Genomic DNA, 24655 nt, shown 5'->3' with positions numbered 1-24655 from the left:
CAAGACCGCGTTCCCTGAAGAGGCCACCTCATGAAGCATGTCACGTTGCCGGTTTCGCCGAAGACTGTCCACTGGGGCTATTTTTCCAAGACAGTGGCACCGGCCCTGACGCTGCGCTCCGGAGATCGCGCCACGATCGAGACGCTGACCCACCACGCCAATGACGATTACGAGCGAATGATCCAGGGCGATCCAGGCGCCGAAAGCGTGTTCCAGTGGACGCGCGAGCACAAGGCTGTCGCGCGCCGAGGCTCAGGTCCGACGGAAGGCCCGTTCATCCGCGGTGCAGGCGAGGGCATCGGTGTGCATCTGCTCACCGGTCCGGTCGCGATCGAAGGTGCCGAGCCCGGCGACATTCTGGAGGTACGCATCCTCGATGTCCGGCCGCGGCCGAGCTGCAGCGCCTGCCATGCCGGCCGCTGCTTCGGTTCCAACGTCGCAGCCAATTGGGGCTTTCACTATCACGACCTGATCGAGGAGCCGAAGCCGCGCGAGGTCGTCACCATCTTCGAGCTGGACACCTCCGGCGAGCCCTACGCGAAGGCGGTCTACAATTACGTCTGGACGCCGCAGACCGATCCCGACAGCATCGTGCATCCGACCATCGACTATCCCGGCGTCCGCGTCGATCACGCCACCATCAGGAAGCGCGAGAACATTCTCTCCAGCGTGAAGGTGCCGGCGCGGCTGCATTTCGGCACGATGGGGCTCGCACCGTCGGAAGCCGATTTCGTCAGCTCGATCCCGCCGAGCTACACCGGCGGCAACATCGACGATTGGCGCATCGGCAAGGGCGCGCGGATGTTCTATCCGGTCGCCGTCCCCGGCGCCTATTTCTCGGTTGGCGATCCGCACGCCGCGCAAGGTGACAGCGAGCTCGGCGGCACCGCGATCGAGACCTCGCTGACCGGCGACTTCGAATTCATCCTGCACAAGAAGGCCGACCTTGCCGGCACCAGCCTCGAAGGCCTCGACCACCCGATGCTGGAGACCGACCAGGCCTGGTCGTTCTACGGTTTCACCTATCCGAACTATCTCGCCACGCTCGGCGCCGATGCGCAAACCGAGATTGCCAATCACTCGAGTCTCGACCGTGCGATGCGCGATGCGTTCAGAAAGCTCCGCCGCTTCCTGATGACCGTGCATCGTCTCAGCGAGGACGAGGCGATCTCGCTGCTGTCGGTCGCGGCCGATTTCGGCGTCACCCAGGTCGTCGACGCCAATTGGGGCGTCCACGGCACGATCCGCAAGAACATCTTCCGGTGCGACTGAACCTCTCCACGTCGTCCTGCTCTAACGCTTTGAAGAGCAGCCCGTTTTTCAGGATCGGATGGTGACCGACGAACCTCGTCTTCGGCCCGTCGCTGCGACGGATGACCGCGTGCGTCTGGCACGGAGGTTGCTTCGATCGACTGCAATCTGGGTCGATCCGATGAGCTTCCGCCCGTTCACGAGCGAGTCCTACGCGCAAGACGACCGCCCAGAAGCCTGGCGGGACGTGCTGGCCGCGGTCGGCCTGCAGCCGGCGGGTGGCCACAGCGTATTGGACGGACACGCGACCGCGTCGCACCGGCATGCCGCAGGCGTCGCGCTGACGCGCATGGCAGCGGGCGCGCAGAGCATTGTTCCGCTCTCACGAGCAAGCGAAGACCCTCCCATCGCGCTGATGCCGGTCGAGGACGGCATGGTGCTGAAGAGCGCCGGCAGTCATCGTATCGTTCCGGTCGGTCATCTCGTGCTGCTGCCGCGCAGCGGCGATTGGAGCATCGTGTTCCAGCGCGACATGCGCGCCATCGTGCTGTCGGTGACATCGGAGGCGCTGCACGGTCGCCTTTCGGGCAAGCCGCGGCTCGGCGGGCCGCGCGTCGTTCCGCCGAGCGGCTTTGCCGACGTCTTCTCCCGTCTGCTCGATGCCACTGCACGGACGCTCGACACCCTGAGCGATCCCGAATGGAATTCGGTCGCCCAATCCTTCGTCGATCTGCTGCTGACGCTGGTGCATCAGCTGGCGTCCTCGGCCTCCGATGCTGGATCGAGCGCGACGCAGGCCGCGCTGCTGCACCGGATCTGCCAGACCATCGAGCGTCGCCTCGACGATCCCGATCTGGTGCCGGCACGCGTCGCGCAGGCCGAGGGAATTTCCGAACGCTACCTGCAAAAGCTGTTCGAGACGGTCGGAGACAATTTCACCCACTACGTTCGCGAGCGCCGCCTCCAGCGCGCCTGGGCCGACCTATCCAACCCAACCGAGGCGCATCGCTCGATCTCGGAGATCGCCTACGCCTATGGCTTCGGCGATTCCGCGCATTTCAGCCGAGCCTTCCGCCATCGCTTCGGCCTGCCGCCGCGCGAGTTTCGCCAGCAGGAGGCGGAGCGCGCGACGGCGCATCACGGCGTTCCCGGCCAGCGCGGCTGGCCCCAGGAGGCGCTCGCACAGCTTCGCGCGCATCAGAGCGTTGAGGCGCGCAGCAGCGTCGCCTGCGCCGGTGCCGAGAAACGGGCCGCATCGGAGCGCAGGCATCACCATCTTCCCGTCGAAGCCAGCCGCGTTCATTGGGGCTATTTCAGCCGCTCGCTGCCGCCGCAGATCGAGATTGCCTCGGGCGACACCATCACCATCGAGACGCTGACGCAGCACGCCTCCGACGATCCCGAGTTGATGATCGCGGGCGATGCCGCCGCCGAAAGCGTGTTCGGCTGGACGCGGCAGCGGAAGAACGTCGACCGCCGCGGGGCAGGGCCGATGGACGCCAGCGTGTTCGGCCGTGGTGCGGGCGAGGGATTTGGCGTGCACATCTGCACCGGTCCGGTCGCTGTGAAGGACGCCCAACCCGGCGACGTGCTCGAGGTGCGCATCCTCGACATCGTGCCGCGGGCGAGCCGTAATCCCGATCATGCGGGCCGCGTGTTCGGTTCCTCGGTCGCGGCTTGGTGGGGCTATCATTACAACGAGTTTCTCGGCGGTCCCAAGCCACGCGAAGCCGTCACCATCTACGAGATATTCGACAACGCCGACGAGGCCCACGCCCGCGCCCTCTATTCCTACCGCTGGGAGCCGCAGACCGATCCTTTCGGCGTAGTTCACACGACCTACGACTATCCCGGCGTTCCCGTCGCATCCGCCACGATCAAGCGTCGCCATGCCGTGCTCGATGGCATCAAGATTCCCCTGCGTCCCCATTTCGGCGTGATCGCGGTGGCGCCGCGCGAGGTCGATTTTGTCGATTCCGTGCCGCCGTCCTATTTCGGCGGCAACCTGGACAATTGGCGGCTGGGGAAGGGGACAACCGTCTATCTGCCGGTTTCCGTGCCCGGCGCGCTTCTGTCGGTCGGCGATCCCCACGCCGCGCAGGGCGACGGCGAGCTCAGCGGCACAGCGATCGAATGCTCGATGACCGGCACATTCGAGGTGATCCTGCACAAGAAGGCCGATCTCGCCGGCCGGCCTTTCGCCGATCTCTCTTATCCCCTGATCGAGACCGCCACCGATTGGGTGCTGACCGGCTTCAGTCATCCGAACTATCTCGCGGAGTTCGGCGCCCAAGGACAAAGCGAGGTCTACGCCAAGTCTTCGCTCGATCTCGCCATGAAGGATGCGTTCCGCAAGATGCGGCGCTTCCTGATGAACGTCAAAGGCCTCAGCGAGGACGAGGCCATCGCGCTGATGTCGGCCGCCGTCGATTTCGGCGTCACCCAGGTCGTCGACGGCAATTGGGGCGTGCACGCCATCCTCAGCAAGCGCCTGTTCCAGGACATACCCTAGCAAGGACACTCGAGTTGAAATTCCACATGATCAGCGACGGGCCGAAGCCGGTCGCGCCCTTCAGCCACGCGGTGGAAACCGATGGTTTCGTCTTCGTCACGGGCCAGATGCCGGACACGCCGCAGACGCCGGGCGTGCTGCCCGAGGGCATCGTCGCACAGACCCGCGCGGTGATGGCGAATTTGAAGATCGTTTTGGCCGGTCTCGATCTCGGCCTCGAGCATGTCGTGATGACGCGAGTTTATCTCACGCGCTTCAGGGAGGACTACACGGCCATGAACGAGACCTACCGCACGTTCTTTCCGCCGGACCGGCTCCCCGCGCGCACCTGTGTCGGGGTCACCGGGCTCGCCTATGACGCGTTGATCGAGATCGATCTGGTGTGCCGTCGGCCGTGACGGTCGGCAGGGTGGGCCGAGAGCGGGCTCATTTGCCTCAAATTGCAATCTGTGCGAGCAAGAAAATCTTGATCGGTTGTGAGTAGAGGTATCGGGGTGGGCTTGAACGTGGGCGGCGACCGGCGCGACTAACCGGAAGAGTGCCGAGGGATCAGAGGAATGTGAACAACCCGCCTCTTCCTAAAGTACTAAAATGGTGCTTTAGTACTTTTCATGAGTCAGTCCTCTCGAAACGCGCCCTCCGCGCTGCGTTACAGGCTTGCCCCTGACCCGGCCGCCAAGGCCGCACTGGAGGCGACGTTCCAGGCCTATGACCGCATGATGGAAATCCTGGATGAGGTCGCGCGAAGCCACAACGTCGGTTCCAACGTCGTGCTGCTGCATGCCCACGCCTATGACCCGATCCGCAAAGCAACCGCGCTGCCGTCGCGTCTGGTGACGCTGGGCCTGCGCGACCGCAGCGAATATCGCGCGGCGCAGGGCCGCCGTCTGCCGCTCGACGACAAGCTCGCCAAGATCAAAGGTCCGGCCACCATCTCGATTGCGACCGTGCAAGGGCGCTTCAGCGTGCCCTTCGACTATGCCGGCTATGCCGAGGGCTGGGGGCAAAGTGTGCCCGCGTGCCTGGTTCGCACCGAGGACGGTTTCGAAGTCCACTACGGCGTCACGCCGAACATTCTGCCAGAGGAGGAGAACGCTATGGATACCATCGCTGCCGCCCCCGACAATTTCCTGTCCCGGGTCGGGCGCCTGATCGCCGGGATCGCTTACGACGCGATCGAGCAGGCGGAAGGCAAGAACAAGCTTGGGGTGGTCGGACAGGCCATCCGCGAGATCGAGCGCGCCGAGAGCGAAGCGCGCGACGCGCTCGCCGCCGCGCGCGCCGAGGAATACCGCCTCAACGCGCGCCGGACTGAAATCGAGCGCGAGATGGCCAATCTCACTCCCAAGATCGAAGCGGCGATCGCCGATAGCCGCGACGACCTCGCTCGCGCCGGCATCGCGCGACAGATGGATCTGGAGGCACAGTTCGACGTGCTCTCCCGCGCCATCGACGAGAACAACGAGAAGATCGAGCAATCTGTGACTTCGCTGCGAGCGGTGCTGTCGGCGCTCCAGGACGCCGAGCAGCGCCGCGCCGAGCTCGAAAAGAGCGAGGCGGCCGCAAGCCAGCAGGGCTCGACGTCGTCCCGTAAGCCGGGCGGCACTTCCGCCGCAGCCAAGGCCTTGCGTGCGGGCAGGGCGGTGGCCCGCGCCACCGGCGTGCCCCAGGCCATCCCGTATTCGAGCGACATCGACGAGCTCAGCACGCTCCATCGCGACAAGGAAATTGCGGCGAGGCTGGCGCGTCTGAAGTCACGCACCTGAGTGCCGTGTCATGAGCGCTCTGCTCGAACACGTCATGTCGCCGGAGGTGAGGCCGTTCGCGATTGCGGCGGCCATGATCGTCATCGTCGGCTCGATCGAGGTGGTCTCGATGCTGGTCGGGGCCTCCTTGAGCGAGATGCTCGGTACCCACATCGATTTCAGTCATCCCAGCGACAATGGCGTGATCAACGCCATCTCCTGGATCAATGTCGGCGGCGTGCCGCTGTTGATCTTCCTGCTGCTGCTGCTCGGCGCCTTCTCCATCACCGGCTTTCTGATCCAGGACGTCGCACAGATGGTGGCCGGTCCCTTGCCGGCGACGGTCGCCTCGGTCGGGGCAGTCGTGGTCTCGGTTCCACTGGTCCGCGCCGCCAGCCGCGCCATCGCGCGGGTCATTCCCAAGGATGAAAGCTACGCCGTCGGCCTCGGCGACCTCGTCGGCCGCATCGGTGAGGTCGTCATCGGCCCGCTCGACCAGGGGCCACCCGGCCGCGTCAGCGTCGCCGATGTCCATGGCAACCGCCATTTCGTCGCGGCGGTCGCGGCGCCGTCGTCGGCTCCTTTGCCGCAGGGAACCGCCGTCCTGCTGGTCGATCGGGCCGGCACGCGCTTCGTGGCGGTCAAGGCCGACGATGAACTCAAACCTTCCAAGTCCAGTCTAAGCAGCAGCTAGGTCATTATCGGAGAAAGTCATGTTCGACATCGCAGTTCCGGCCATGATCGGCGTCGCGCTGATCGTCGTCCTGGGGATCGTCTTTACCATCCTCTACAAGCGCGCAACTCGCGACGAAGCCTTCGTGCGCACCGGCCTTGGCGGCAAGAGGGTCGTGCTCGACGGCGGCGCCATGATCCTGCCGATCTTCCATTCCTATGCCAGCGTCAATCTGAAGACGCTGCGGCTCACTGTGGAACGCAAGGAGCGGGAATCCCTGATCACCAAGGACCGCCTGCGCGTCGACATCGTCGCCGAATTCTACGTCCGCGTTCGTCCTGACGACGAGAGCATCGCGCTGGCCAGCCAGACGCTGGGCGCGTTGACCAACGACGCCGAGGCCTTGCGCAACCAGGTCGAGGCCAAGTTCGTCGACGGCCTGCGCTCGGTGGCTGCGACCATGACCATCCTGGAGCTGCAGGAAAAGCGTAGCGATTTCGTCAAGCACGTGCAGGCGACCGTGGAGTCCGACGTCAAGTCCAACGGTCTCGAGCTGGAATCGGTTTCGCTGACCAAGCTCGACCAGACCGACGTGAAGTTCTTCAACCCCGAAAACTTCTTCGACGCCGAGGGCCTGACCCAGCTCAAGACCATCACCGAGACCCGCCGCCGCGACCGCAACGCCATCGTGCGCGACAACGAGGTCGCGATCGCGCAAAAGGACCTCGAGGCGCGGCAGCAGACACTGACAATCGAGCGGACCAAGAAGGAAGCCGAGCTTTCGCAGGAGCGCGACATCGCCAACAAGACCGCGAGCACCCGCGCCGAGGTCGCAACCGCAACCCAGACCGCGCGCCTGACCGAGGAGAACGCCCGGATCGATACCGACAGGGCGGTTGCCGAAAAGGAGGCCGGTGCCAAGCAGGTCAAGGAAACCGCAGTGATCGAATCGGATCTGGCGATCAACAAGCGCAAGACCGATGCCCAGCGCGAGATCCAGATCGCCACGCAGGAGAACGAGATCCAGATCGCCGCCAAGAGCAAGCAAACCTCGGAAGCCGTCGCCGAAGCCAAGACCGCCGAAGCGCTTGCCGTCTCCGCGGAGGAAAAGGTCGTGACTGCGCGTGCGGTCGAGGTGGCCGATCGCGCCCGTCTCACCCAGGTGCTTGCCGCGCGGACCGAGGCCGAACGCAAATCGACCGAGCTGATCGTCGCGGCCGAGGCGGAAAAGAAGGCTTCGCTCGATCGCGCCGAGGCCGTGAAGACGCTGGCCACGGCCGAAGCCGAGTCCAACAAGATCAAGGCCGCCGGCGTCCGCGACATCGGTGAAGCCGAGGCTGCCGTCATCACCATGAAGAACGAGGCGCAGAACAAGCTCGGCAGCAACATCATCGATTTCGAGATCGCCAAGAGGCGGATCGAGACGATGCCGTCGGCGCTGGCCGAGATGGTCAGGCCGATCGCCAACCTCAAGGACGTCCGTATCCTGCACACCGGCGGCGCGTTCGGCGGCAACGGCGCCGGCGGAGGCAATGTCGGCTTCGGCGAAGGGCTCGCGGGCGAACTGCTCAAGGTGCACGCGCTGCGTCCGATGATCGACGAGATCCTGCGCCAGGGCGGCTTTGCGCCTGGCGACGATCCCGTGCAGGCGCTGGTCGGCGCCGTGACCGGAAAGAGCAACGGCGCCGCTGTGCCGGCGCCAGCGCCGGAAAAGGCAAACACCGCCGATCTATGAATGCCGGTTCATTGCTGCGGAGAATTCGAAACGATAGAAACAGGTCGTGCGCGTCTCGCGTCGCGCAACGTTCCGGAGTGCAGATCGACGGCGTGTTGAACCTTCGATCGCGCTCCGGACCTGTCTTGAGGCAACGCTTTTGTTGCCGCGGCGCCTGCGCCGATCGACGCCGGGCGCCGAGGCCTGTTTCGATCGGAGGATTTTCACATGAAGCATTTTCTGACTGGATTGATCGCGATCGGTCTTTCGATCGCCGCCATGCCGTCGGTCGCGGCTGACGCCCGCAACGTCACCGTCGTCAACGAGACCGGCTATGCCATCAAATTCCTCGGCTTCAACGCGCCGGACGACGGCCTGGACGAGTGGGACAACGAACTGGAGAAGGTGTTGCAGAACCAGGCCAGCACCTATGTCGAGTTCGACGAGGACGACGAGGGCTGTGTCTGGAACATCCGCGTCGACTGGCAGAGCTACGACGAGGCGGTGCTGTGGAAGAACGTCAACCTCTGCAAGATGACCGCGCTTCGGCTGCGCTACGATTCCGGCACCAAGACCACCTCGTTTCTTGCGGAATAGCGGCTGCCGACAATGTCCGGAGGAGGGGCCGTTCAGACCCTTCCTCAAGGACGTTTCGGATGACGACGAATTCGTCCTTTGCAAGCGCAAGCGGCTTTGTTATACGCAGCCGCGCGCGAACGACTGGTTCGCCTTTTCCTCGGTAGCTCAGCGGTAGAGCATCCGACTGTTAATCGGATGGTCGCTGGTTCGAATCCAGCCCGGGGAGCCAAATTTTTCCGTGAATTCAACAAGTTATGGTCGCATCCTTGTGCGATGCGCGATCTCGTTGCATTGATCTCTGAACCGCGAATCCGCGATTCCTGCCGGGAGTTCGCATTCAAGCCGATGTGTGGATGGGCATCGTCGCGCCATGCGGACGGCGCCAAATCGACCCAATTGCAATCGAGCTTCGACAGCTGCCGGATCTTTACGGAGCTGATTCCCATGCCACACATCCAGGTCGACCGTTCCCAAATGGCCCCCTCGATTCTGCCGGCTGAGATCCCGGAGCTCAGCGACGACGAATGCCTCGCCTGTCTGGCGCGTGCGGTCGAGACGCCCGATTCGGCGCGACTGGATGAGGTCGCAGCTCTGATCGGCCGGCTCGCGGTGGCGATCGAGTAATCCGTTCCGGAGCCCGACGCGGTCAGATGCGGAAGCCTTAGTCCCGCAGGCGAACGGCCGTGTTGCGTTTTGGCCGTGCATGCTCCAAAGATGCCGCGAATTTCGTCCGCGGCATCGTCCGCATTGCAGGGTCCGCAAATGTCCGGTTTTTCGACCGCGCGCCTCAAAATGGTCGATGGCCAGGTGCGCACCAATGACGTCACCGACCGTCGTGTTCTCGATGCCATGCTTACGGTTCCGCGCGAGGCCTTCGTGCCGGCCGCCCGGCAGGCACTGGCCTATCTCGATCTCGACCTCGACGTGAGCGAGGGCACAGCCAAGCGTTTCCTCATCAAGCCGCAGCTGACCGGCAAGCTGCTTCAGGCCGCCGAAATCGGCGAGGGCGACAGCGTGCTGGTGGTCGGCTGCGCCACGGGATACCTCGCGGCGCTGGCTGCCAAGCTGGCCCGCCAGGTCACCGCAACGGAATGCGATTCGGCGCTCGCCGCGAAGGCCAAGGATGCCTTTACGTCGCTGGGGCTTGCCAATGTCACCTGCAAGGCCGCAGCCTGCACCGAAGGCGATCCGTCCGCCGCGCCCTATGACGTGATCATCCTCAATGGCGCTGCCGAGGTCATGCCGGAGGCGCTGCTCGGGCAGCTCAAGGAGGGCGGGCGCCTGGTAGGGGTGTCCGCCGAATCCAGGCCGCCGCGGGCCATGATCATGACCCGGACCCACGGTGAATTCGGCCATCGAACCCTGTTCGACGCCACCGCGCCGGTCCTTCCCGGGCTCGAACGGGCCGCCGCTTTCGTCTTCTGACGACCCAAAGCCCGTTAAAATCCCGTTCTGAATCAGAAGTGTGGCCGGGATGCTGCACGTGAAGAGTTTCCACCGAGAACTACCTTGAGGTGGTTCCGTCGCGGCAATCCGCGTCCTATGTTGCGGCGGGGCAACGACTCCACTCGGTAGACGGTAACCCAGCTCGCGGGCACGAGCCGGGCGTTAGAATGAACGGAATTTCAGGGATGCATGGGGTGAAGCTCTTCACCGGAGCTGCGGTTTCGGTCCTGTTGCTGGCGCTTGCCGGGCCGACGCCTGCCTTGGCCGACACGATCGAGGCGGCACTGGTGCGCGCCTATCAGAACAATCCGCAGCTCAACGCACAGCGTGCCCAGGTGCGATCAACTGACGAGGGCGTGCCGCAGGCCTTGTCCGGCTATCGGCCCAAGGTCAATCTGACTGCGAGCGGTGGCTATCAATATCAGGATTTGCAGAGTGGCGTGGGGACTGACTCAGTCTACGGAACCAGGACGCCCCGCAGCGTTGGCGTTACCGCGACGCAGACGCTCTACAACGGCAACATTACCGGCAACAGGACGCGGGCGGCGGAGAGTCAGGTTTCCGGCACCCGCGAAGCGCTGCGCGGTATGGATCAGAGCGTGCTGCTGAGCGCAGCAACGACCTACATGGATTATCTGCGGGACGCCGCCACGCTCGAGGTCCAGCGCAGCAACGTGCGTGTCCTCGAACAGACGCTGAAGCAGACCCGTGATCGCTTCAATGTGGGTGAGGTGACACGCACGGACGTCGCACAATCGGAAGCGCAGCTGGCTGCCGGCAGGACCCAGGCCCTTACCGCGGAATCGAATCTCAACACGACTCGCGCCACCTTCCGTCGGGTCATCGGCAACGATCCGACGAACCTTGCGCCGGGCTCACCGGTCGATCGGTTTCTTCCCCCAACGCTTGCCTCGGCGATCGAACTCGGTCTGGTCGAGCACCCCGACGTGACGGCCGCCATGTACGGCATCGACGTCAATTATCTGCAGGTCAAAATCGCCGAGGGTGCGCTGCTGCCGACACTTACGGCTCAGGTAACGGCCCAGCGGGCCGACGAACAGTCCTTGATTCAGATGCGCTCGTACACCGCATCGGCGATCGCGCAGCTCCAGGTGCCGATTTATAATGGCGGTGGCGAATATTCGCTGATCCGCCAATCCAAGGAAAATCTGGCGCAGCAGCGCCTCAATCTCGAAAAGACTCGCGATCAGACCCGCGCGACCATCGTGCAATGGTGGGGTTCGTTGCAGGCCGGCAAGGCGCAGGTGCAGTCGGCGCAGGCGCAGGTGACGGCGTCCGAGATCGCGCTGAACGGCGTCCGCGAGGAAGCCAAGGCCGGTCAGCGCACGACCCTCGACGTGCTCAACGCGCAGCAGGCGCTGGTCAATGCGCGCGTCGCGCTCGTGACCGCGCAGCACGACCGTGTCGTCGCGTCCTACAACGTCCTCGCCGCCGTCGGCCGTCTGGCGCCGCAGGTGCTTGGCCTTGCGACCAATGTCTACGATCCCAGCGTTCACTACCATCAGGTCCGCGACAGCTGGGCCGGTGTGCGCACGCCTGACGGGCGCTGATCCCCGTAATCGTCCGGTCGGCCTCGCGAACAGCCGAAGCCGACCGGCGCTTTGCTTGCAATCATCAAAATCCCTGACATAGCCTTGCCAGGACAATGCGGGTCGATTCGCCTCGTATTGATGCCGTATGCGTAAAGCTTGAGTGCCGGGGGCAGGGGCGCACCGCCGCACGTTGAGCCGTGATCTGGGGACAAGTCGGGCTGCCGCGACGAAAATGGCAGGCCGCACGCCCGGAACCGGGCCAATCCTGCCTTGCTTGGTGTAAAACAACGCATGCGAGGGCGTTGATGATGTGGAGTCGGAGATGACGCAGCCTGCAAAGGTCACAGAACCCTCGATGGAGGAGATTCTGGCCTCGATCCGGCGCATCATTGCCGACGACGAGGCCAAGCCGCCGCCGGCTGAGACCGCCAAGCCTGAGAAAGCCGCGGCCCCCGCAGCGCCGCCAAAGCCGCAGGCGATGAACGACATTCCGCCCTCCAAGGTCGCGCCCGCAAAACCTGCTGCCGAGAAGCCCGCTCCCCCTCCGGCCGCAAAGCCGGCCCCAGCTCCCGCACCGGCGGCGGATGCATCGCCAAACAGTCAGGACGATATCGACGCGCTGCTGGCGGGACTCGACGCGGCCACGCCCGCGCCCGAGGTCCGCGCGCCTGAGCCGGAACCGGAGCCCGAGCCTGAACCCGACGTGCTCGAATTGACCGACGAGATGGCGATGGATCCGACGCCGGCTCCGCCGCCACCGAGCTTCCGCAAGGTCGAGCCGCGGGACGATCTCGAATTCGCCGAATCGCCGCCGCCGCGCCCGACCCCGCCACCGTCCTACGCGCCGGTGGACTTCGACGCCCCGCCGCTGCCGCCGCAGCAGCCGATCCTGGCGCAGTCGACGGTCTCGGCGGTGGAATCCGCCTTCAACTCCCTGGCCCATACGGTGCTCAGCAGCAATGCACGCACGCTGGAGGATCTGGTCAAGGAGATGCTGCGTCCGATGCTGAAATCCTGGCTCGACGACAATTTGCCGGGCCTTGTCGAACGCATCGTGAAGGCCGAAATCGAGCGGGTCTCGCGCGGCGGCCGCTGACGCGGGCGGTGCGGCCCCGATAAAGCCCTGCTCCTGCGGCATATTCGGCCTGCGGACCGGGCTGGAAAGCCTTCTTGCCGCTGAGCTTTCCGTTGACTTGCCCCGCGCACGCGGCTTTCTAGCAGCCCCATGATTGAGAAAAATTACCAGCCCGCCGATATCGAAGCCCGCATGTCCGTGGTGTGGGAGGACAGCCTTGCCTTCAAGGCCGGCCGTCCCGACCGCCGCGACGCCGTGCCGTTTACCATCGTGATCCCGCCGCCGAACGTGACGGGCTCGCTGCACATGGGCCACGCCCTCAACAACACGCTCCAGGACATCCTGTGCCGGTTCGAGCGCATGCGTGGCCGCGACGTGCTGTGGCAGCCCGGCACCGACCATGCCGGCATTGCCACCCAGATGGTGGTCGAGCGGCAGCTGATGGAACGCCAGCAGCCCGGCCGCCGCGAGATGGGCCGCGAGAAATTTCTCGAGCGGGTCTGGCAGTGGAAGGCCGAGAGCGGCGACACCATCATCAACCAGCTCAAGCGCCTCGGCGCGTCCTGCGACTGGTCGCGCGAGCGCTTCACCATGGACGAGGGCCTGTCGAAGGCCGTCGTCAAGGTGTTCGTCGAGCTGCACCGCGAGGGGTTGATCTACAAGGACAAGCGGCTGGTGAACTGGGACACCAAGCTGCTCACCGCAATCTCGGATCTCGAGGTGCAGCAGACCGAGGTCAAGGGTCACCTCTGGTATCTGCGCTATCCGATCGAGGGCAAGACGTTCAGCCCCGAGGATCCCTCGAGCTTCGTCGTCGTCGCCACCACGCGGCCCGAGACCATGCTCGGCGATACCGGCGTCGCCGTGCATCCGGAAGATGAGCGCTATCAGAAGCTGATCGGCCACAACGTGATCCTGCCGCTGGTCGGCCGCAAGATCAAAATCGTCGCCGACGATTATTCCGATCCGGAAAAGGGCTCGGGTGCGGTCAAGATCACGCCGGCGCACGACTTCAACGACTTCGAGGTCGGCAATCGCCACGGTCTGCGCCGCATCAGCGTGATCGACAGGGAAGGTTGTCTCGATCTCGTCGACAACGAGGACTATCTGCGCGACCTGCCCGAAGGCGCCGGGGAGTTCGCCGAGGAATTCCACAAGGTCGACCGCTTCGCCGCGCGCAAGCGCATCGTCGAGCGGCTGGAGAGCTTCGGCTTCGTCGAGCGGATCGAGCCGCACACCCACATGGTGCCGCATGGCGATCGGTCCGGCACTGTGATCGAGCCGTACCTGACCGACCAATGGTATGTCGACGCCAAGACGCTGGCCAAGCCGGCGATCGCGGCGGTGCGTTCGGGCGAGACGACGTTCGTGCCGAAAAACTGGGAGAAGACCTATTTCGACTGGATGGAGAACATCCAGCCCTGGTGCATCTCGCGCCAGCTGTGGTGGGGCCACCAGATTCCGGCCTGGTACGGGCCCGACGGCAAGGTGTTCGTCGCCGAGACCGAGGAGGAGGCGATCAGCCACGCCCTCGGCTATTACGTCGAGCAGGAGGTGATCACGGCCGAGCAGGGCCGCGAGTTGGCGCTCGACCGCAACAAGCGCGAAGGCTTCATCACGCGCGACGAGGACGTGCTCGACACCTGGTTCTCCTCGGCGCTGTGGCCGTTCTCGACGCTCGGCTGGCCCGAAGACGCGCCCGAGGTGCAGCGCTACTACCCGACCAATGCGCTGGTGACCGGCTTCGACATCATCTTCTTCTGGGTCGCCCGCATGATGATGATGGGCCTGCACTTCATGAAGGAAGTGCCGTTCTCGACGGTCTACATCCACGCCCTCGTCCGCGACGAGAAGGGCGCCAAGATGTCGAAGTCGAAGGGCAACGTCATCGATCCGCTCAACCTGATCGACGAATACGGCGCCGACGCGCTGCGCTTCACGCTGGCGGCGATGGCGGCGCAGGGGCGCGACATCAAGCTCGCCACCAGCCGCGTCGAGGGCTACCGCAATTTCGCGACCAAGCTCTGGAACGCCTGCCGCTTCGCCGAGATGAACCAGTGCGCGGTACCTGAAGGCTTCGAGCCGGCGAAGGCGAAGGAGACGCTGAACCGCTGGATCGCGCATGAGAGCGCGCACACCACGCGCGAGGTGACCGAGGCGATCGAAGCCTATCGCTTCAACGATGCGGCCGGCAGCATCTATCGTTTCGTCTGGAACGTCTATTGCGACTGGTATGTCGAGCTCGCCAAGCCCGTGCTGCTGGGCCCCGACAGTCCCGCCAAGGACGAGACCCGCGCCATGGTCGCCTGGGCGCGCGACGAGATCCTGAAGCTGCTGCACCCCTTCATGCCCTTCATCACCGAGGAGCTGTGGGAGGTGACGGCCAAGCGCGACGGCCTGCTCGCGCTGGCGCCATGGCCGCTGCAGCGGACCGAGCCGACGTCCGAGCAGCTTGCGATGCTCGCCGCGACGACCGGGACGACCGATCCGCTGGTCTCGCCGGCCTGGGTGCTGCCGATCTTCGACCATGCCGACTTCACCGACCCTGCGGCCGAGGCCGAGATCGGCTGGGTGATCGACCTCATCACCCAGATCCGTTCGGTGCGCGCCGAGATGAACATCCCGCCGGCGACGTTGACGGCGCTTGTGCTGGCCGGCGCCTCGGCCGAGACCAGGGAGCGCGCGCCGCGCTGGACCGACGTCATCAAGCGCATGGCGCGGCTGTCGGACATCTCCTTCGCCGACCGTGCGCCCGACGGTGCGGTCCAGCTGCTCGTGCGCGGCGAGGTGGCCGCGCTGCCGCTCAAGGGCGTGATCGACGTCGCTGCCGAGCGCACGCGTCTCGACAAGGAGATCGCCAAGGCCGACGCCGACATCAAGCGCGCCGAGTCGAAGCTCGCGAACGAGAAATTCGTCGCCAACGCGGCCGAGGAGGTCGTCGAGGAGGAGCGCGAAAAGCGCGAGGCCGCGCTGGCGCGGAAGGCCAAGCTGCTCGAGGCGTTGGAGCGGCTGAAGCAGGCGTCTTAGGCCTACCTCGGAAACGGCTTGCTCAAGAACTTCGATCCCCTGATGCCGTAGCGCCAGGGCAGCTCGACCGCCTTGGTGATGCCGATCCGGATGCCGGTTGCGACCTCGACGTCCTCCGTCCGCGCATGCAGCGCGATCGGCGGCCGGTCCAGCGGCAGCGTGTTGTGCGCGATGGTGATCCCGAGCGCTTCGGTCAGCTTGCCCGGGCCCGAGCACAGCGCGTGCAGATCCTGGAGATGACGGCGGCGGCGCATGGTGGCGATGCCGTGCGTCGGCTCGATCGCGCGGATCAGCACGGCGCTGGCCGAGCCTTCCTCCTCGCAGACGAAATTGACGCACCAATGGATGCCGTAGGAGCGATAGACGTAGGCATAACCGGGCGGGCCGAACATCACCTGGTTCCGCGGCGTCGGCCCGTTGTAGGAGTGCGCCGCCGGGTCGGTATGATGATAGGCCTCGACCTCGACGATGATGCCGCCGATTCCGTCGACCAGCATCGTCGCGCCGATCAGGTCGGGCGCGACCTCGTGGACGCTGCGGCCGAAAAAGGCACGCTGCAACCGTTTGCCGAGCCGCGGGGGTGAGGCGTTCGATCTTGGAGCCATTCGAGATGAGAATCGCCAGAGGACAGAGCAGGATATTGCCCATATCTGCCATGTTCCCCGAAGCGGGGCGAGGCGGGTTGCGATGCCCCGCCAGACCGACTAGGTAGGACCTGAACAGACCGGACACCCCATGGTCGTAATCGTCGACACCATCTCGAACCCGCTGCGCCCGCGCCACCCCGAAAAGGTGAACCGACCCGATTCCGCTTCCCCGCCGAAGCCGGACTGGATCCGCGTGCGCGCGCCCAACACCCGCGGCTATGCCGACACCCGCAACATCGTGCGGTCCAACGGCCTGCACACGGTGTGCGAGGAAGCGGGCTGTCCGAACATCGGCGAGTGCTGGGACAAAAAGCACGCCACCTTCATGATCATGGGTGACACCTGCACCCGCGCCTGCGCCTTCTGCAACGTCAAGACCGGCCTGCCGAACGCGCTGGACGCGGCCGAGCCGCAGAACGTCGCCGAGGCGGTCGCCAAGCTGGGGCTTGCCCACGTCGTCATCACCTCGGTCGACCGCGATGACCTCGCTGACGGCGGCGCCGAGCATTTTGCCCAGACCATCCGCGCAATCCGCGCCGCGTGTCCCTCGACCACGATCGAGATCCTGACGCCGGACTTCCTACGCAAGGAGGGGGCGCTCGAAATCGTCGTCGCCGCCAAGCCCGACGTCTTCAACCACAATCTCGAGACCGTGCCGTCGCGCTACCTCACGGTGCGGCCGGGCGCGCGCTACTTCCATTCGATCCGGCTGCTGCAGCGGGTCAAGGAGCTCGATCCCACCATCTTCACCAAGTCCGGCATCATGGTCGGTCTCGGCGAGGAGCGCCACGAGGTGCAGCAGGTGATGGACGATTTGCGCTCCGCCGACGTCGATTTCCTGACCATCGGCCAGTACCTGCAGCCGACCCGCAAGCACCATGCGGTGATGCGCTACGTGCCGCCGGACGAGTTCGCCTCTTACGAGAAGGTTGCCTACACCAAGGGCTTCCTGATGGTGTCCGCGAGCCCGCTCACCCGCTCGTCGCATCATGCCGGCGAGGATTTTGCGAGACTGAAGGCCGCGCGGGCAGCGCACGCCCGCTGAACCGCCATGCCCAAATTTTCGAGCAAGCGCCGTGTCAATCACAGCGCATCCGAGATGTTCGACCTGGTCGCCGACGTCGAGCGCTACCCGGAATTCGTGCCGCTCTGCAGCGCGCTGAAGGTGCGCCAGCGGATGGCGAAGCCCGACGGCACCGAGGTGCTGATTGCGGACATGACGGTGTCGTTCAAGCTGGTCAGGGAATCCTTCACCAGCCGCGTGACGCTCGACCGCGCCAATCTGAAGATTCTCGTCGAATATCTGCAAGGTCCCTTCAGCAATCTGGAAAACCGCTGGACGTTCGAGCCCAAAGGTGAGGGCGTCTGCGACGTCGGTTTCTTCCTGTCCTACGAATTCAAGAGCCGCATGCTGGCGTTGCTGATGGGCTCGATGTTCGATGCCGCCTTCGCGCGCTTCTCCACCGCGTTCGAAAAGCGGGCGGACGCGATCTACGGCCGGCCGAAGCTGGCGTCGACGTAGCCGTTGTGGCTTCTCGTGTCCCGGACGCGCCGCAACGCGCAAGCGTTGCTGCGCAGAGCCGGGACCCATGACGCCACGGCACTCGCTGCGACATGGGCCCCGGCTCTGCAGCGCATCGTCGGAGGGGCGCTGCGCTGCGTCCGGGGCACGAGAGCGGGGTGTTGCGTACGAAGGCGGAAGCAAGCCAGAAGCTTTCCGTAGAGACAGTATCAATCCCGTCATCCTGAGGTGCGAGGCATGCGATGCGAATGCATCGCATGCGGAGCCTCGAAGGATGCGCGGCCGAGCTGATGCAGCGGGGCCGTCGCCCTTCGAGGCTTTGCTCTGCGACGCTATCGCGCCGCAGCGCGCGCACCTCAGGGTGACGGTGATGCATAGGGTTTGCAACGTACTCGCCTTCCTACGGACACACCCCCGCATCCTCGCGGCTCATTTCGCCCGAGCTTTGCCTGGTCGCTTCGCCCTCCTTTGTCAGAGGGCGCAGGGAAGACCGGATGCCGGCTGGGCACCCGCGGTCCACTGTGCGAAACCTGCGTGTCGAGAAACTGCACAGCGGCATACAGGTGAAGCCAAACAACCGGCCTTCCCTGCGCAGTGGTTTGACGGCTTATGCCGTGCTCTCCCCGGGGAGCGTTGCACTATTGCCCCCGTCGCCTTGCAGATCGCTGATGCGCGCACCCGGTCGGGCCGCCACATCACCGCAAGACTTGACGCACAGACCCCGGGCGTCAGGACCACACGGTTTTGCCGTACGCATGTCACACCGGTCGTGTGCGCGCCGGCTGTCGCTCACGGTCTTGCCGCCCTGCGATGCCTCTCGCGCCGATGTGACTTGCGTCCACCGCAGCTCACCCCACGTTTCGTGACGATCGCGATACGCCCCTCTGACCGGGATGAGGTGAGGGGACGATGCGATAAATCCGAACTTCTGTAAAGGCGAATATTTTCGCGATGATGTCTTGCCCTGCGGCTAGCGTGTTTTGCCTGTCGGGCAACGCAAAGGCTTGTAGCCCGATCGGACCACCGCGCCTCTCCCGGCACCGTGCTCGATCACGCCGGCGCATTGCTCGCGGCGGCGTGGGGTGCTTCAGCCCCGCGGCGACCGCGGCGGCCTGCGCTTCACAGCGTGCCGGCGCGGCGAGCGGGTCACGCGCGGGCGCAGGCGGGTTGCGGCGGCGCGCGGCTTGGTCTGGGCTTGCGGGCCGCGGGCAAGATCCATCAGCATGCGCAGCGCCTCGACGACGGAGCGCTGACGCACGGCGGTGCGGCCGATCGCGCCGAAGCGATGCTCGCGGTGGATGATCCGGCCATCGCGTGCCGCGGCGGCGAAGTGGACGAGACCGACTGGCTTGCCGGGCGTCGCGCCGCCGGGGCCGGCAATGCCGGTGATGGCGACGGCGAGATCGACGCCGGCGCGCTCCAGCGCGCCGACCGCCATCGCGGTCGCGGTTTCCTTGCTGACGGCGCCGAAATTGGCGAGCGTGCCGGCTTCGACGCCGAGCATCGCGCGCTTGGCGTCGTTGGAATAGGTGACAAAGCCGCGATCGATCACGTCGGACGAGCCGGGGATGTCGGTCAGCGCGCCGGCGACGAGGCCGCCGGTGCAGGATTCAGCGGTGGCGATCGTCAGCTTGCGCATCCGGCACAGATCGAGCAGCGAGCGGGAGAGGGCGCGTGCGTCGCTGCCGCCCATGATCTTACACGCTCCAGGGCAGACGGATGGTGGCGCTCGCGGTGGCCGCGATGCCTTCCTCGCGGCCGGTGAAGCCGAGCCGCTCGCTGGTCGTCGCCTTCACCGCGACGCGCGAGATGTCGACGCCGGAGATCTCGGCGATGCTCGCGCGCATGGTGTCGCGCAAGGGGCCGATCTTCGGCCGCTCGCAGATCATCGTCACCTCGAGATTGGCGACGCGGCCGCCGCGCGCCGTGACGCGCTCGATGGCGTATTTCAGGAACTGGTCGGAGGAGGCACCCTTCCACTTCGGATCGCTCGGCGGGAAGTGTGAGCCGATGTCGCCGTCGGCGAGCGCGCCGAGGATGGCGTCGACCAGCGCATGGAGGCCGACATCGCCGTCGGAATGGGCGAGAAAACCCTTGGTGTGCGGCACGCGCACGCCGCACAGCATGACGTGATCGCCTTCGCCGAAGGCGTGCACGTCGTAGCCGGTGCCGGTCCTGATATCGCCGAGCTGGGCCGCCAGGCGCGCTTCCTCGCGCACGAAATCCTCGGGTGTGGTGAGCTTCATGTTGGCAACATCGCCTTCAAAGGTTGCAACCGTCAATCCTGCCCATTCGGCAATCGCGGCATCGTCGGTGAAATCGCTGCGGCCGTCCTGCGCCGCGCGACGATGCGCTTCGAGGATGACGTCGAAACGAAAGGATTGCGGCGTCTGCGCGATCCGCAGCCGGGCGCGGTCCGGCGTGCCCTCGACCTCGCCGGCATCGCCGGTGAGCTTGATGGTATCGGTGACGGGGATGACGGGGATCGCGGCGCCGGTTCGGTTCGTCGCCTCGATCGCGCGCGAGATCAATCCTTCCGAGACGAAGGGGCGCGCGGCGTCGTGAATCAGGACGATATCGGGCTTGTGTTGTACGAGCGCCTCGAGGCCGGCAAGCACCGAGGCCTGCCGCGTCGCGCCGCCATTGGTCGGCGGCTCGTGCTTGAGCCCCGCGACCGCGGCCGTGAACATCGCGCTGTCATCGGGGTTCACTACCGGCTGCACCGCAAACACGTCGGCGTGGCGGCTGAAGGCTTCCATGGCGCGATAGATCACCGGCACGCCGCCGATCTCGCGATATTGCTTCGGCCCCCCGGCGCCCGCACGCAGTCCACGCCCGGCTGCGACGAGGACGACCGCGGTGCGCTGTGATTTCGCCATAGGACTCAAATACTCAGTTGGTGATGGAGAGTCGGGGAGTGGGGTGATTGCCGCATGCCTCTAGCACGGCAGGCCCGCAAAAAAAGGGGGTTTCCCCCGATTGTTCGCAACGGCATTTTGCTGCACTGCACTTGAAAGACTTGCAGAATTGTCTAAACTGTAGGCATGACGCTTGACTGCACAAGAATTGTGCGCAAGATAGATCATGGCAGGCGCGATGAGGCCCCTGCCCAGTCGACGAGACCCCTGTGACCGGTTCGGCAATATTCGGCTCTAAGCCGTTGAAAATAGGCGATATTGATGTCGCCATTCCGGTCTTCCTGGCGCCGATGTCGGGGGTGACTGACTCGCCCGTCCGCCGGCTGGCCGCGGAGCTCGGGGCCGGTCTCGTCGTGTCCGAAATGACCGCCAGCGATGAGCTCGCCAACGGCCATTGGATGTCGCGGTTGCGTTGCGAAGCCGCCGGAATTGGTCCGCACGTGGTCCAGCTCGCCGGCTGCGAGGCCCATTGGATGGCCGAGGGCGCCCGGATCGCCGAGGCCGAAGGCGCCGATATCATCGACATCAACATGGGCTGTCCGGCCCGCCACGTCACCGGCGGCCAGTCCGGCTCGGCCTTGATGCGCGACCTCGACCACGCCGTCAGCCTGATCGATGCCACCGTCGCGGCGGTGAAGGTGCCGGTGACGCTGAAGATGCGGCTCGGCTGGGACGATCGCAGCCGCAACGCGCCGGAGCTGGCGCGGCGCGCGGAGGCCGCCGGCGTCAAGCTCGTGACGGTGCATGGCCGGACCCGCAGCCAGTTCTACAAGGGCGAGGCCGATTGGGACGCGATCCGCGCCGTGCGCGAGGCGATCGCCATTCCGCTCGTCGTCAACGGCGACATCACCTCCTACGAGCGCGCGCGCGCGGCGCTCAAGGCCTCCGGCGCCGATGCCGTGATGATCGGCCGCGGCGCGCAGGGCCAGCCCTGGCTGCCCGGCCAGATCGGCCGCCGCCTGAAGGGCGGGGCTGAGGAAGCGGTGCCCTCGCTCGAAACCCAACTGCATTATATCCGCACCCTCTATGAGGGCGTCTGCGCGCTCTATGGTCTTCGCGTCGGACTGAGACATGCCCGCAAGCATCTCGGCTGGGCACTCGACGTCGCGGCCGCGGCGAGCGGCGCGTCGGTCGAGAAGCTGAAGTCGTGGCGCCAGAAGATCCTCACCTCGGAGGATCCGCGCCTCGTCCACCAGTCGCTGCAGGATGCGTTCGACGACTTCGCATGGAGCGCTGCTGCATGAGCTCAGCCGCTGAACATCGCGGTCCATCCGACAGCGACGCAATGCTCGATGCCTTGCCCAATCCCGTGCTGATGATCGGGCCGGACGGCAAGATCGTCGCCGCCAACATCGCAACCGAAGCCTTCTTCGAGATCTCGACGCAGTTCCTGAAGCGGCAATCGTTGAAAGAGCTGGTGCCGTTCGGCAGCCCGTTGCTGGCGCTGATCGACCAGGTGCGCTCGTCGAACTCGCCGGTCAACGAATACAAGGTCGATCTCGGCACGCCGCGCATGGGCGGCGACCGTCAGGTCGACCTTCACGTGGCTCCGCTTACCGAGCGCCCCGGCCATATCGTGGTGATGCTCCAGGAGCGCACCATCGCCGACAAGATGGACCGCCAGCTCACCCATCGCAGCGCGGCGCGCTCGGTGATCGCGCTGGCCGCGATGCTGGCGCACGAGATCAAGAACCCGCTGTCCGGCATCCGCGGCGCGGCGCAGCTTCTTGAGCAGCAGGCCTCGTCCGAGGACCGCATGCTGACGCGCCTGATCTGCGACGAGGCCGACCGCATCGTGACGCTGGTCGACCGCATGGAGGTGTTCGGCGACGAGCGTCCCGTGGTGCGCGGTCCCGTCAACATCCATTCGGTGCTGGACCACGTGAAGCGGCTGGCGCAGTCGGGCTTTGCCCGCAACATCCGCTTCATCGAGGATTACGACCCCTCGCTGCCGCCGGTGCTGGCGAACCAGGATCAGTTGATCCAGGTGTTCCTCAATCTCGTGAAGAATGCCGCCGAGGCCCTGATCGACGTGCCCGACGCCGAGATCCAGCTCACCACCGCGTTCCGCCCCGGCGTGCGCCTGTCAGTCCCCGGTCAAAAATCCCGGGTATCTCTGCCGCTCGAGTTCTGTGTGAAAGACAACGGACCGGGCGTGCCGGACGATCTTCTGCCCAACCTGTTCGACCCCTTCGTGACCACCAAGCAGACCGGCTCGGGCCTGGGTCTTGCATTGGTCGCCAAGATCGTCGGCGATCACGGGGGCATCATCGAATGCGAATCTCAGCCGCGCAGGACCACCTTCCGCGTGCTGATGCCGATGTATTCCACATCGGCGAAACATGCCGATCAAAGCAGTCGCGCCGACTCTGCCGGGAAGTCGTCGCCTGTGTCACAGGGGGCAAAATGAGGATTAACGATGCCCGCAGGTAGCATTCTCGTAGCTGATGACGATACCGCCATCCGCACCGTTCTCAATCAGGCGCTGTCCCGGGCCGGCTATGAGGTCAGGCTCACCGGCAATGCCGCAACGCTGTGGCGCTGGGTCAGCCAGGGCGAGGGCGATCTCGTCATCACCGACGTGGTGATGCCCGACGAGAACGCCTTCGACCTGCTGCCGCGGATCAAGAAGATGCGGCCGAATCTGCCGGTCATCGTCATGAGCGCGCAGAACACGTTCATGACGGCGATCCGCGCCTCCGAGCGCGGGGCCTACGAATATCTGCCGAAACCCTTCGACCTCAAGGAGCTGATCGCCATCGTCGGCCGCGCGCTCGCCGAGCCGAAGGAGCGCGTCTCGACGCCGGACGAGGACGCCGAGATGGAGGCGATCCCGCTGGTCGGCCGTTCGCCGGCGATGCAGGAAATCTATCGCGTGCTCGCACGCCTGATGCAGACCGACCTCACCGTGATGATCACGGGCGAATCCGGCACCGGCAAGGAGCTGGTGGCCCGCGCGCTGCATGATTACGGCAAGCGCCGCAACGGCCCGTTCGTCGCCGTCAACATGGCCGCGATCCCGCGCGACCTCATCGAATCCGAGCTGTTCGGCCACGAGCGCGGCGCCTTCACCGGCGCCAACACCCGCGCCTCCGGCCGGTTCGAGCAGGCGGAAGGCGGCACGCTGTTCCTCGACGAGATCGGCGACATGCCGATGGAGGCGCAGACGCGATTGCTCCGCGTGCTGCAGCAGGGCGAATACACCACCGTCGGCGGCCGCACCCCGATCAAGACCGACGTGCGCATCGTCGCGGCCTCCAACAAGGATCTGCGCGTCCTGATCCAGCAGGGCCTGTTCCGGGAGGATCTGTTCTTCCGGCTCAACGTCGTGCCGCTGCGGCTGCCCCCCTTGCGCGAGCGCATCGAGGATCTGCCGGATCTGGTGCGGCACTTCTTCGCGCTCGCCGAGAAGGACGGCCTGCCGCCGAAGAAGCTCGACACGCTGGCGCTGGAGCGGCTGAAGCAGCACCGCTGGCCCGGCAACGTGCGCGAGCTGGAGAATCTCGCCCGGCGTCTCGCCGCGCTCTATCCGCAGGACGTCATCACGGCGTCCGTCATCGACGGCGAGCTCGCGCCGCCCTCGGTCAGCCCGGGCGCTGCGGTCCAGCAGGGCGTCGACAATCTCGGCGGCGCCGTGGAGGCGTATCTGTCATCGCACTTCCAGGGCTTTCCGAACGGCGTGCCGCCGCCCGGCCTCTATCACCGCATCCTCAAGGAAATCGAAGTGCCGCTGCTCACGGCTGCGCTGGCGGCCACCCGCGGCAACCAGATCCGCGCCGCCGACCTGCTCGGCCTCAACCGCAACACGCTGCGCAAGAAGATCCGGGATCTCGACATCCAGGTCTATCGGAGCGGGGGGTAGTTGCTCGACCGGGACGGTGGCTCAGCTCCCCCTACCAAGGCAGAGCTGAGCCTGTCCGGATCGCGCTGGCCGTTATGGCAGACGCGGTGAGCAGAAGTCCGCATCAGAGCGAAATGTTCCATCCGCGCCGT

The 24655-nt window shown here is 65.5% G+C and carries 20 protein-coding genes and 1 tRNA gene; 18 read left to right on the top strand and 3 right to left on the bottom strand.

What is annotated here, in order from left to right; all coding sequences use genetic code 11:
• Positions 1–30 precede the first annotated feature (30 nt).
• The 13 genes from E4K64_RS24975 (at position 31) to E4K64_RS24915 (ending at position 15575) form a co-directional block, all read left to right on the top strand.
• Positions 31–1272, top strand: coding sequence for an acetamidase/formamidase family protein (locus E4K64_RS24975; protein WP_135165870.1), 1242 nt, complete (start codon positions 31–33; stop codon positions 1270–1272).
• Positions 1273–1432: 160 nt separating this feature from the next.
• Complete coding sequence (locus E4K64_RS24970; RefSeq protein WP_167772251.1) at positions 1433–3763, top strand: acetamidase/formamidase family protein; 2331 nt, start codon at positions 1433–1435, stop codon at positions 3761–3763.
• A 14-nt stretch (positions 3764–3777) separates the two neighbouring features.
• Positions 3778–4161 (top strand): RidA family protein, encoded by a 384-nt coding sequence (locus E4K64_RS24965; RefSeq protein ID WP_126257703.1) that lies wholly within the window; start codon positions 3778–3780, stop codon positions 4159–4161.
• A gap of 213 nt (positions 4162–4374) precedes the next feature.
• Complete coding sequence (locus E4K64_RS24960; protein ID WP_135165868.1) at positions 4375–5529, top strand: PspA/IM30 family protein; 1155 nt, start codon at positions 4375–4377, stop codon at positions 5527–5529.
• 10 nt (positions 5530–5539) lie between these two features.
• Complete coding sequence (locus E4K64_RS24955) at positions 5540–6202, top strand: OB-fold-containig protein (protein ID WP_135165867.1); 663 nt, start codon at positions 5540–5542, stop codon at positions 6200–6202.
• A 19-nt stretch (positions 6203–6221) separates the two neighbouring features.
• Positions 6222–7916: a flotillin family protein gene (locus E4K64_RS24950; protein ID WP_135165866.1), complete on the top strand. Its 1695-nt coding sequence runs from the start codon at positions 6222–6224 to the stop codon at positions 7914–7916.
• Between the two features lie 207 nt (positions 7917–8123).
• The gene (locus E4K64_RS24945) at positions 8124–8492 is read left to right on the top strand and encodes a hypothetical protein (RefSeq protein WP_135165865.1); all 369 of its coding nucleotides are present in this window, start codon (positions 8124–8126) and stop codon (positions 8490–8492) included.
• 136 nt (positions 8493–8628) lie between these two features.
• Positions 8629–8703 (top strand) — tRNA-Asn (locus tag E4K64_RS24940).
• Between the two features lie 215 nt (positions 8704–8918).
• A complete protein-coding gene (locus E4K64_RS24935) occupies positions 8919–9098 on the top strand; it encodes a hypothetical protein (protein ID WP_135165864.1) in 180 nt (59 codons plus the stop codon).
• A gap of 138 nt (positions 9099–9236) precedes the next feature.
• Positions 9237–9899 carry a protein-L-isoaspartate O-methyltransferase family protein gene (locus E4K64_RS24930; protein ID WP_135165863.1) on the top strand — a complete coding sequence of 221 codons (663 nt, stop codon included), beginning with the start codon at positions 9237–9239 and terminating at the stop codon, positions 9897–9899.
• Positions 9900–10105: 206 nt separating this feature from the next.
• Positions 10106–11491 (top strand): TolC family outer membrane protein, encoded by a 1386-nt coding sequence (locus tag E4K64_RS24925; RefSeq protein ID WP_135165933.1) that lies wholly within the window; start codon positions 10106–10108, stop codon positions 11489–11491.
• Between the two features lie 304 nt (positions 11492–11795).
• Positions 11796–12569, top strand: a complete 774-nt coding sequence (locus E4K64_RS24920; protein WP_167772239.1) for a PopZ family protein — start codon at positions 11796–11798, stop codon at positions 12567–12569.
• Positions 12570–12698: 129 nt separating this feature from the next.
• Positions 12699–15575 (top strand): valine--tRNA ligase, encoded by a 2877-nt coding sequence (locus tag E4K64_RS24915; protein ID WP_135165861.1) that lies wholly within the window; start codon positions 12699–12701, stop codon positions 15573–15575.
• Between the two features lie 2 nt (positions 15576–15577).
• Here E4K64_RS24915 and E4K64_RS24910 read toward each other — a convergent pair whose 3' ends face one another.
• On the bottom strand, positions 15578–16180 hold the full coding sequence (locus tag E4K64_RS24910) for a DNA-3-methyladenine glycosylase (RefSeq protein ID WP_135165860.1): 603 nt from the start codon (positions 16178–16180) through the stop codon (positions 15578–15580).
• A gap of 130 nt (positions 16181–16310) precedes the next feature.
• On the opposite strand from E4K64_RS24910, the gene lipA reads away from it, so the two are divergent.
• Complete coding sequence (lipA, locus tag E4K64_RS24905; protein WP_135165859.1) at positions 16311–17267, top strand: lipoyl synthase; 957 nt, start codon at positions 16311–16313, stop codon at positions 17265–17267.
• 6 nt (positions 17268–17273) lie between these two features.
• Positions 17274–17744, top strand: a complete 471-nt coding sequence (locus E4K64_RS24900; protein ID WP_135165858.1) for a type II toxin-antitoxin system RatA family toxin — start codon at positions 17274–17276, stop codon at positions 17742–17744.
• Between the two features lie 1087 nt (positions 17745–18831).
• On the opposite strand, the gene E4K64_RS24885 is transcribed toward E4K64_RS24900, so the two are convergent.
• Both E4K64_RS24885 and E4K64_RS24880 read right to left on the bottom strand, forming a co-directional pair.
• A complete protein-coding gene (locus E4K64_RS24885; protein WP_126257692.1) occupies positions 18832–19437 on the bottom strand; it encodes a CinA family protein in 606 nt (201 codons plus the stop codon).
• Between the two features lie 4 nt (positions 19438–19441).
• Positions 19442–20623, bottom strand: coding sequence for a bifunctional 2-C-methyl-D-erythritol 4-phosphate cytidylyltransferase/2-C-methyl-D-erythritol 2,4-cyclodiphosphate synthase (locus E4K64_RS24880; protein WP_135165857.1), 1182 nt, complete (start codon positions 20621–20623; stop codon positions 19442–19444).
• 329 nt (positions 20624–20952) lie between these two features.
• On the opposite strand from E4K64_RS24880, the gene dusB reads away from it, so the two are divergent.
• Genes dusB through ntrC form a run of 3 tightly spaced genes read left to right on the top strand, consistent with a single transcriptional unit; the run spans position 20953 to position 24524 of the window.
• Entirely contained in the window at positions 20953–21906 is a 954-nt protein-coding gene (gene dusB, locus E4K64_RS24875; RefSeq protein WP_235884776.1) for a tRNA dihydrouridine synthase DusB, read from the top strand.
• On the top strand, positions 21903–23072 hold the full coding sequence (locus E4K64_RS24870) for a two-component system sensor histidine kinase NtrB (RefSeq protein ID WP_126257689.1): 1170 nt from the start codon (positions 21903–21905) through the stop codon (positions 23070–23072). The genes dusB and E4K64_RS24870 overlap by 4 nt, the downstream gene beginning before the upstream one ends.
• Positions 23073–23081: 9 nt before the next feature.
• Positions 23082–24524 (top strand): nitrogen regulation protein NR(I), encoded by a 1443-nt coding sequence (ntrC, locus tag E4K64_RS24865; protein WP_028136498.1) that lies wholly within the window; start codon positions 23082–23084, stop codon positions 24522–24524.
• Positions 24525–24655: the final 131 nt, after the last annotated feature.

This window comes from Bradyrhizobium frederickii, assembly GCF_004570865.1.
In the GTDB taxonomy this organism is placed as follows: domain Bacteria; phylum Pseudomonadota; class Alphaproteobacteria; order Rhizobiales; family Xanthobacteraceae; genus Bradyrhizobium; species Bradyrhizobium frederickii.
This window is presented reverse-complemented; position numbering and strand designations above follow the sequence as displayed.

Coding starts and splice junctions, on each gene's coding strand:
- E4K64_RS24975 (WP_135165870.1), top strand. CDS start 31: ATGAAGCATGTCACGTTGCCGGTTTCGCCGAAGACTGTCCACTGGGGC.
- E4K64_RS24970 (WP_167772251.1), top strand. CDS start 1,433: ATGAGCTTCCGCCCGTTCACGAGCGAGTCCTACGCGCAAGACGACCGC.
- E4K64_RS24960 (WP_135165868.1), top strand. CDS start 4,375: ATGAGTCAGTCCTCTCGAAACGCGCCCTCCGCGCTGCGTTACAGGCTT.
- E4K64_RS24955 (WP_135165867.1), top strand. CDS start 5,540: ATGAGCGCTCTGCTCGAACACGTCATGTCGCCGGAGGTGAGGCCGTTC.
- E4K64_RS24950 (WP_135165866.1), top strand. CDS start 6,222: ATGTTCGACATCGCAGTTCCGGCCATGATCGGCGTCGCGCTGATCGTC.
- E4K64_RS24945 (WP_135165865.1), top strand. CDS start 8,124: ATGAAGCATTTTCTGACTGGATTGATCGCGATCGGTCTTTCGATCGCC.
- E4K64_RS24935 (WP_135165864.1), top strand. CDS start 8,919: ATGCCACACATCCAGGTCGACCGTTCCCAAATGGCCCCCTCGATTCTG.
- E4K64_RS24930 (WP_135165863.1), top strand. CDS start 9,237: ATGTCCGGTTTTTCGACCGCGCGCCTCAAAATGGTCGATGGCCAGGTG.
- E4K64_RS24925 (WP_135165933.1), top strand. CDS start 10,106: ATGCATGGGGTGAAGCTCTTCACCGGAGCTGCGGTTTCGGTCCTGTTG.
- E4K64_RS24920 (WP_167772239.1), top strand. CDS start 11,796: ATGACGCAGCCTGCAAAGGTCACAGAACCCTCGATGGAGGAGATTCTG.
- E4K64_RS24915 (WP_135165861.1), top strand. CDS start 12,699: ATGATTGAGAAAAATTACCAGCCCGCCGATATCGAAGCCCGCATGTCC.
- E4K64_RS24910 (WP_135165860.1), bottom strand. CDS start 16,180: ATGGCTCCAAGATCGAACGCCTCACCCCCGCGGCTCGGCAAACGGTTG.
- lipA (WP_135165859.1), top strand. CDS start 16,311: ATGGTCGTAATCGTCGACACCATCTCGAACCCGCTGCGCCCGCGCCAC.
- E4K64_RS24900 (WP_135165858.1), top strand. CDS start 17,274: ATGCCCAAATTTTCGAGCAAGCGCCGTGTCAATCACAGCGCATCCGAG.
- E4K64_RS24885 (WP_126257692.1), bottom strand. CDS start 19,437: ATGGGCGGCAGCGACGCACGCGCCCTCTCCCGCTCGCTGCTCGATCTG.
- E4K64_RS24880 (WP_135165857.1), bottom strand. CDS start 20,623: ATGGCGAAATCACAGCGCACCGCGGTCGTCCTCGTCGCAGCCGGGCGT.
- dusB (WP_235884776.1), top strand. CDS start 20,953: ATGTCGGGGGTGACTGACTCGCCCGTCCGCCGGCTGGCCGCGGAGCTC.
- E4K64_RS24870 (WP_126257689.1), top strand. CDS start 21,903: ATGAGCTCAGCCGCTGAACATCGCGGTCCATCCGACAGCGACGCAATG.
- ntrC (WP_028136498.1), top strand. CDS start 23,082: ATGCCCGCAGGTAGCATTCTCGTAGCTGATGACGATACCGCCATCCGC.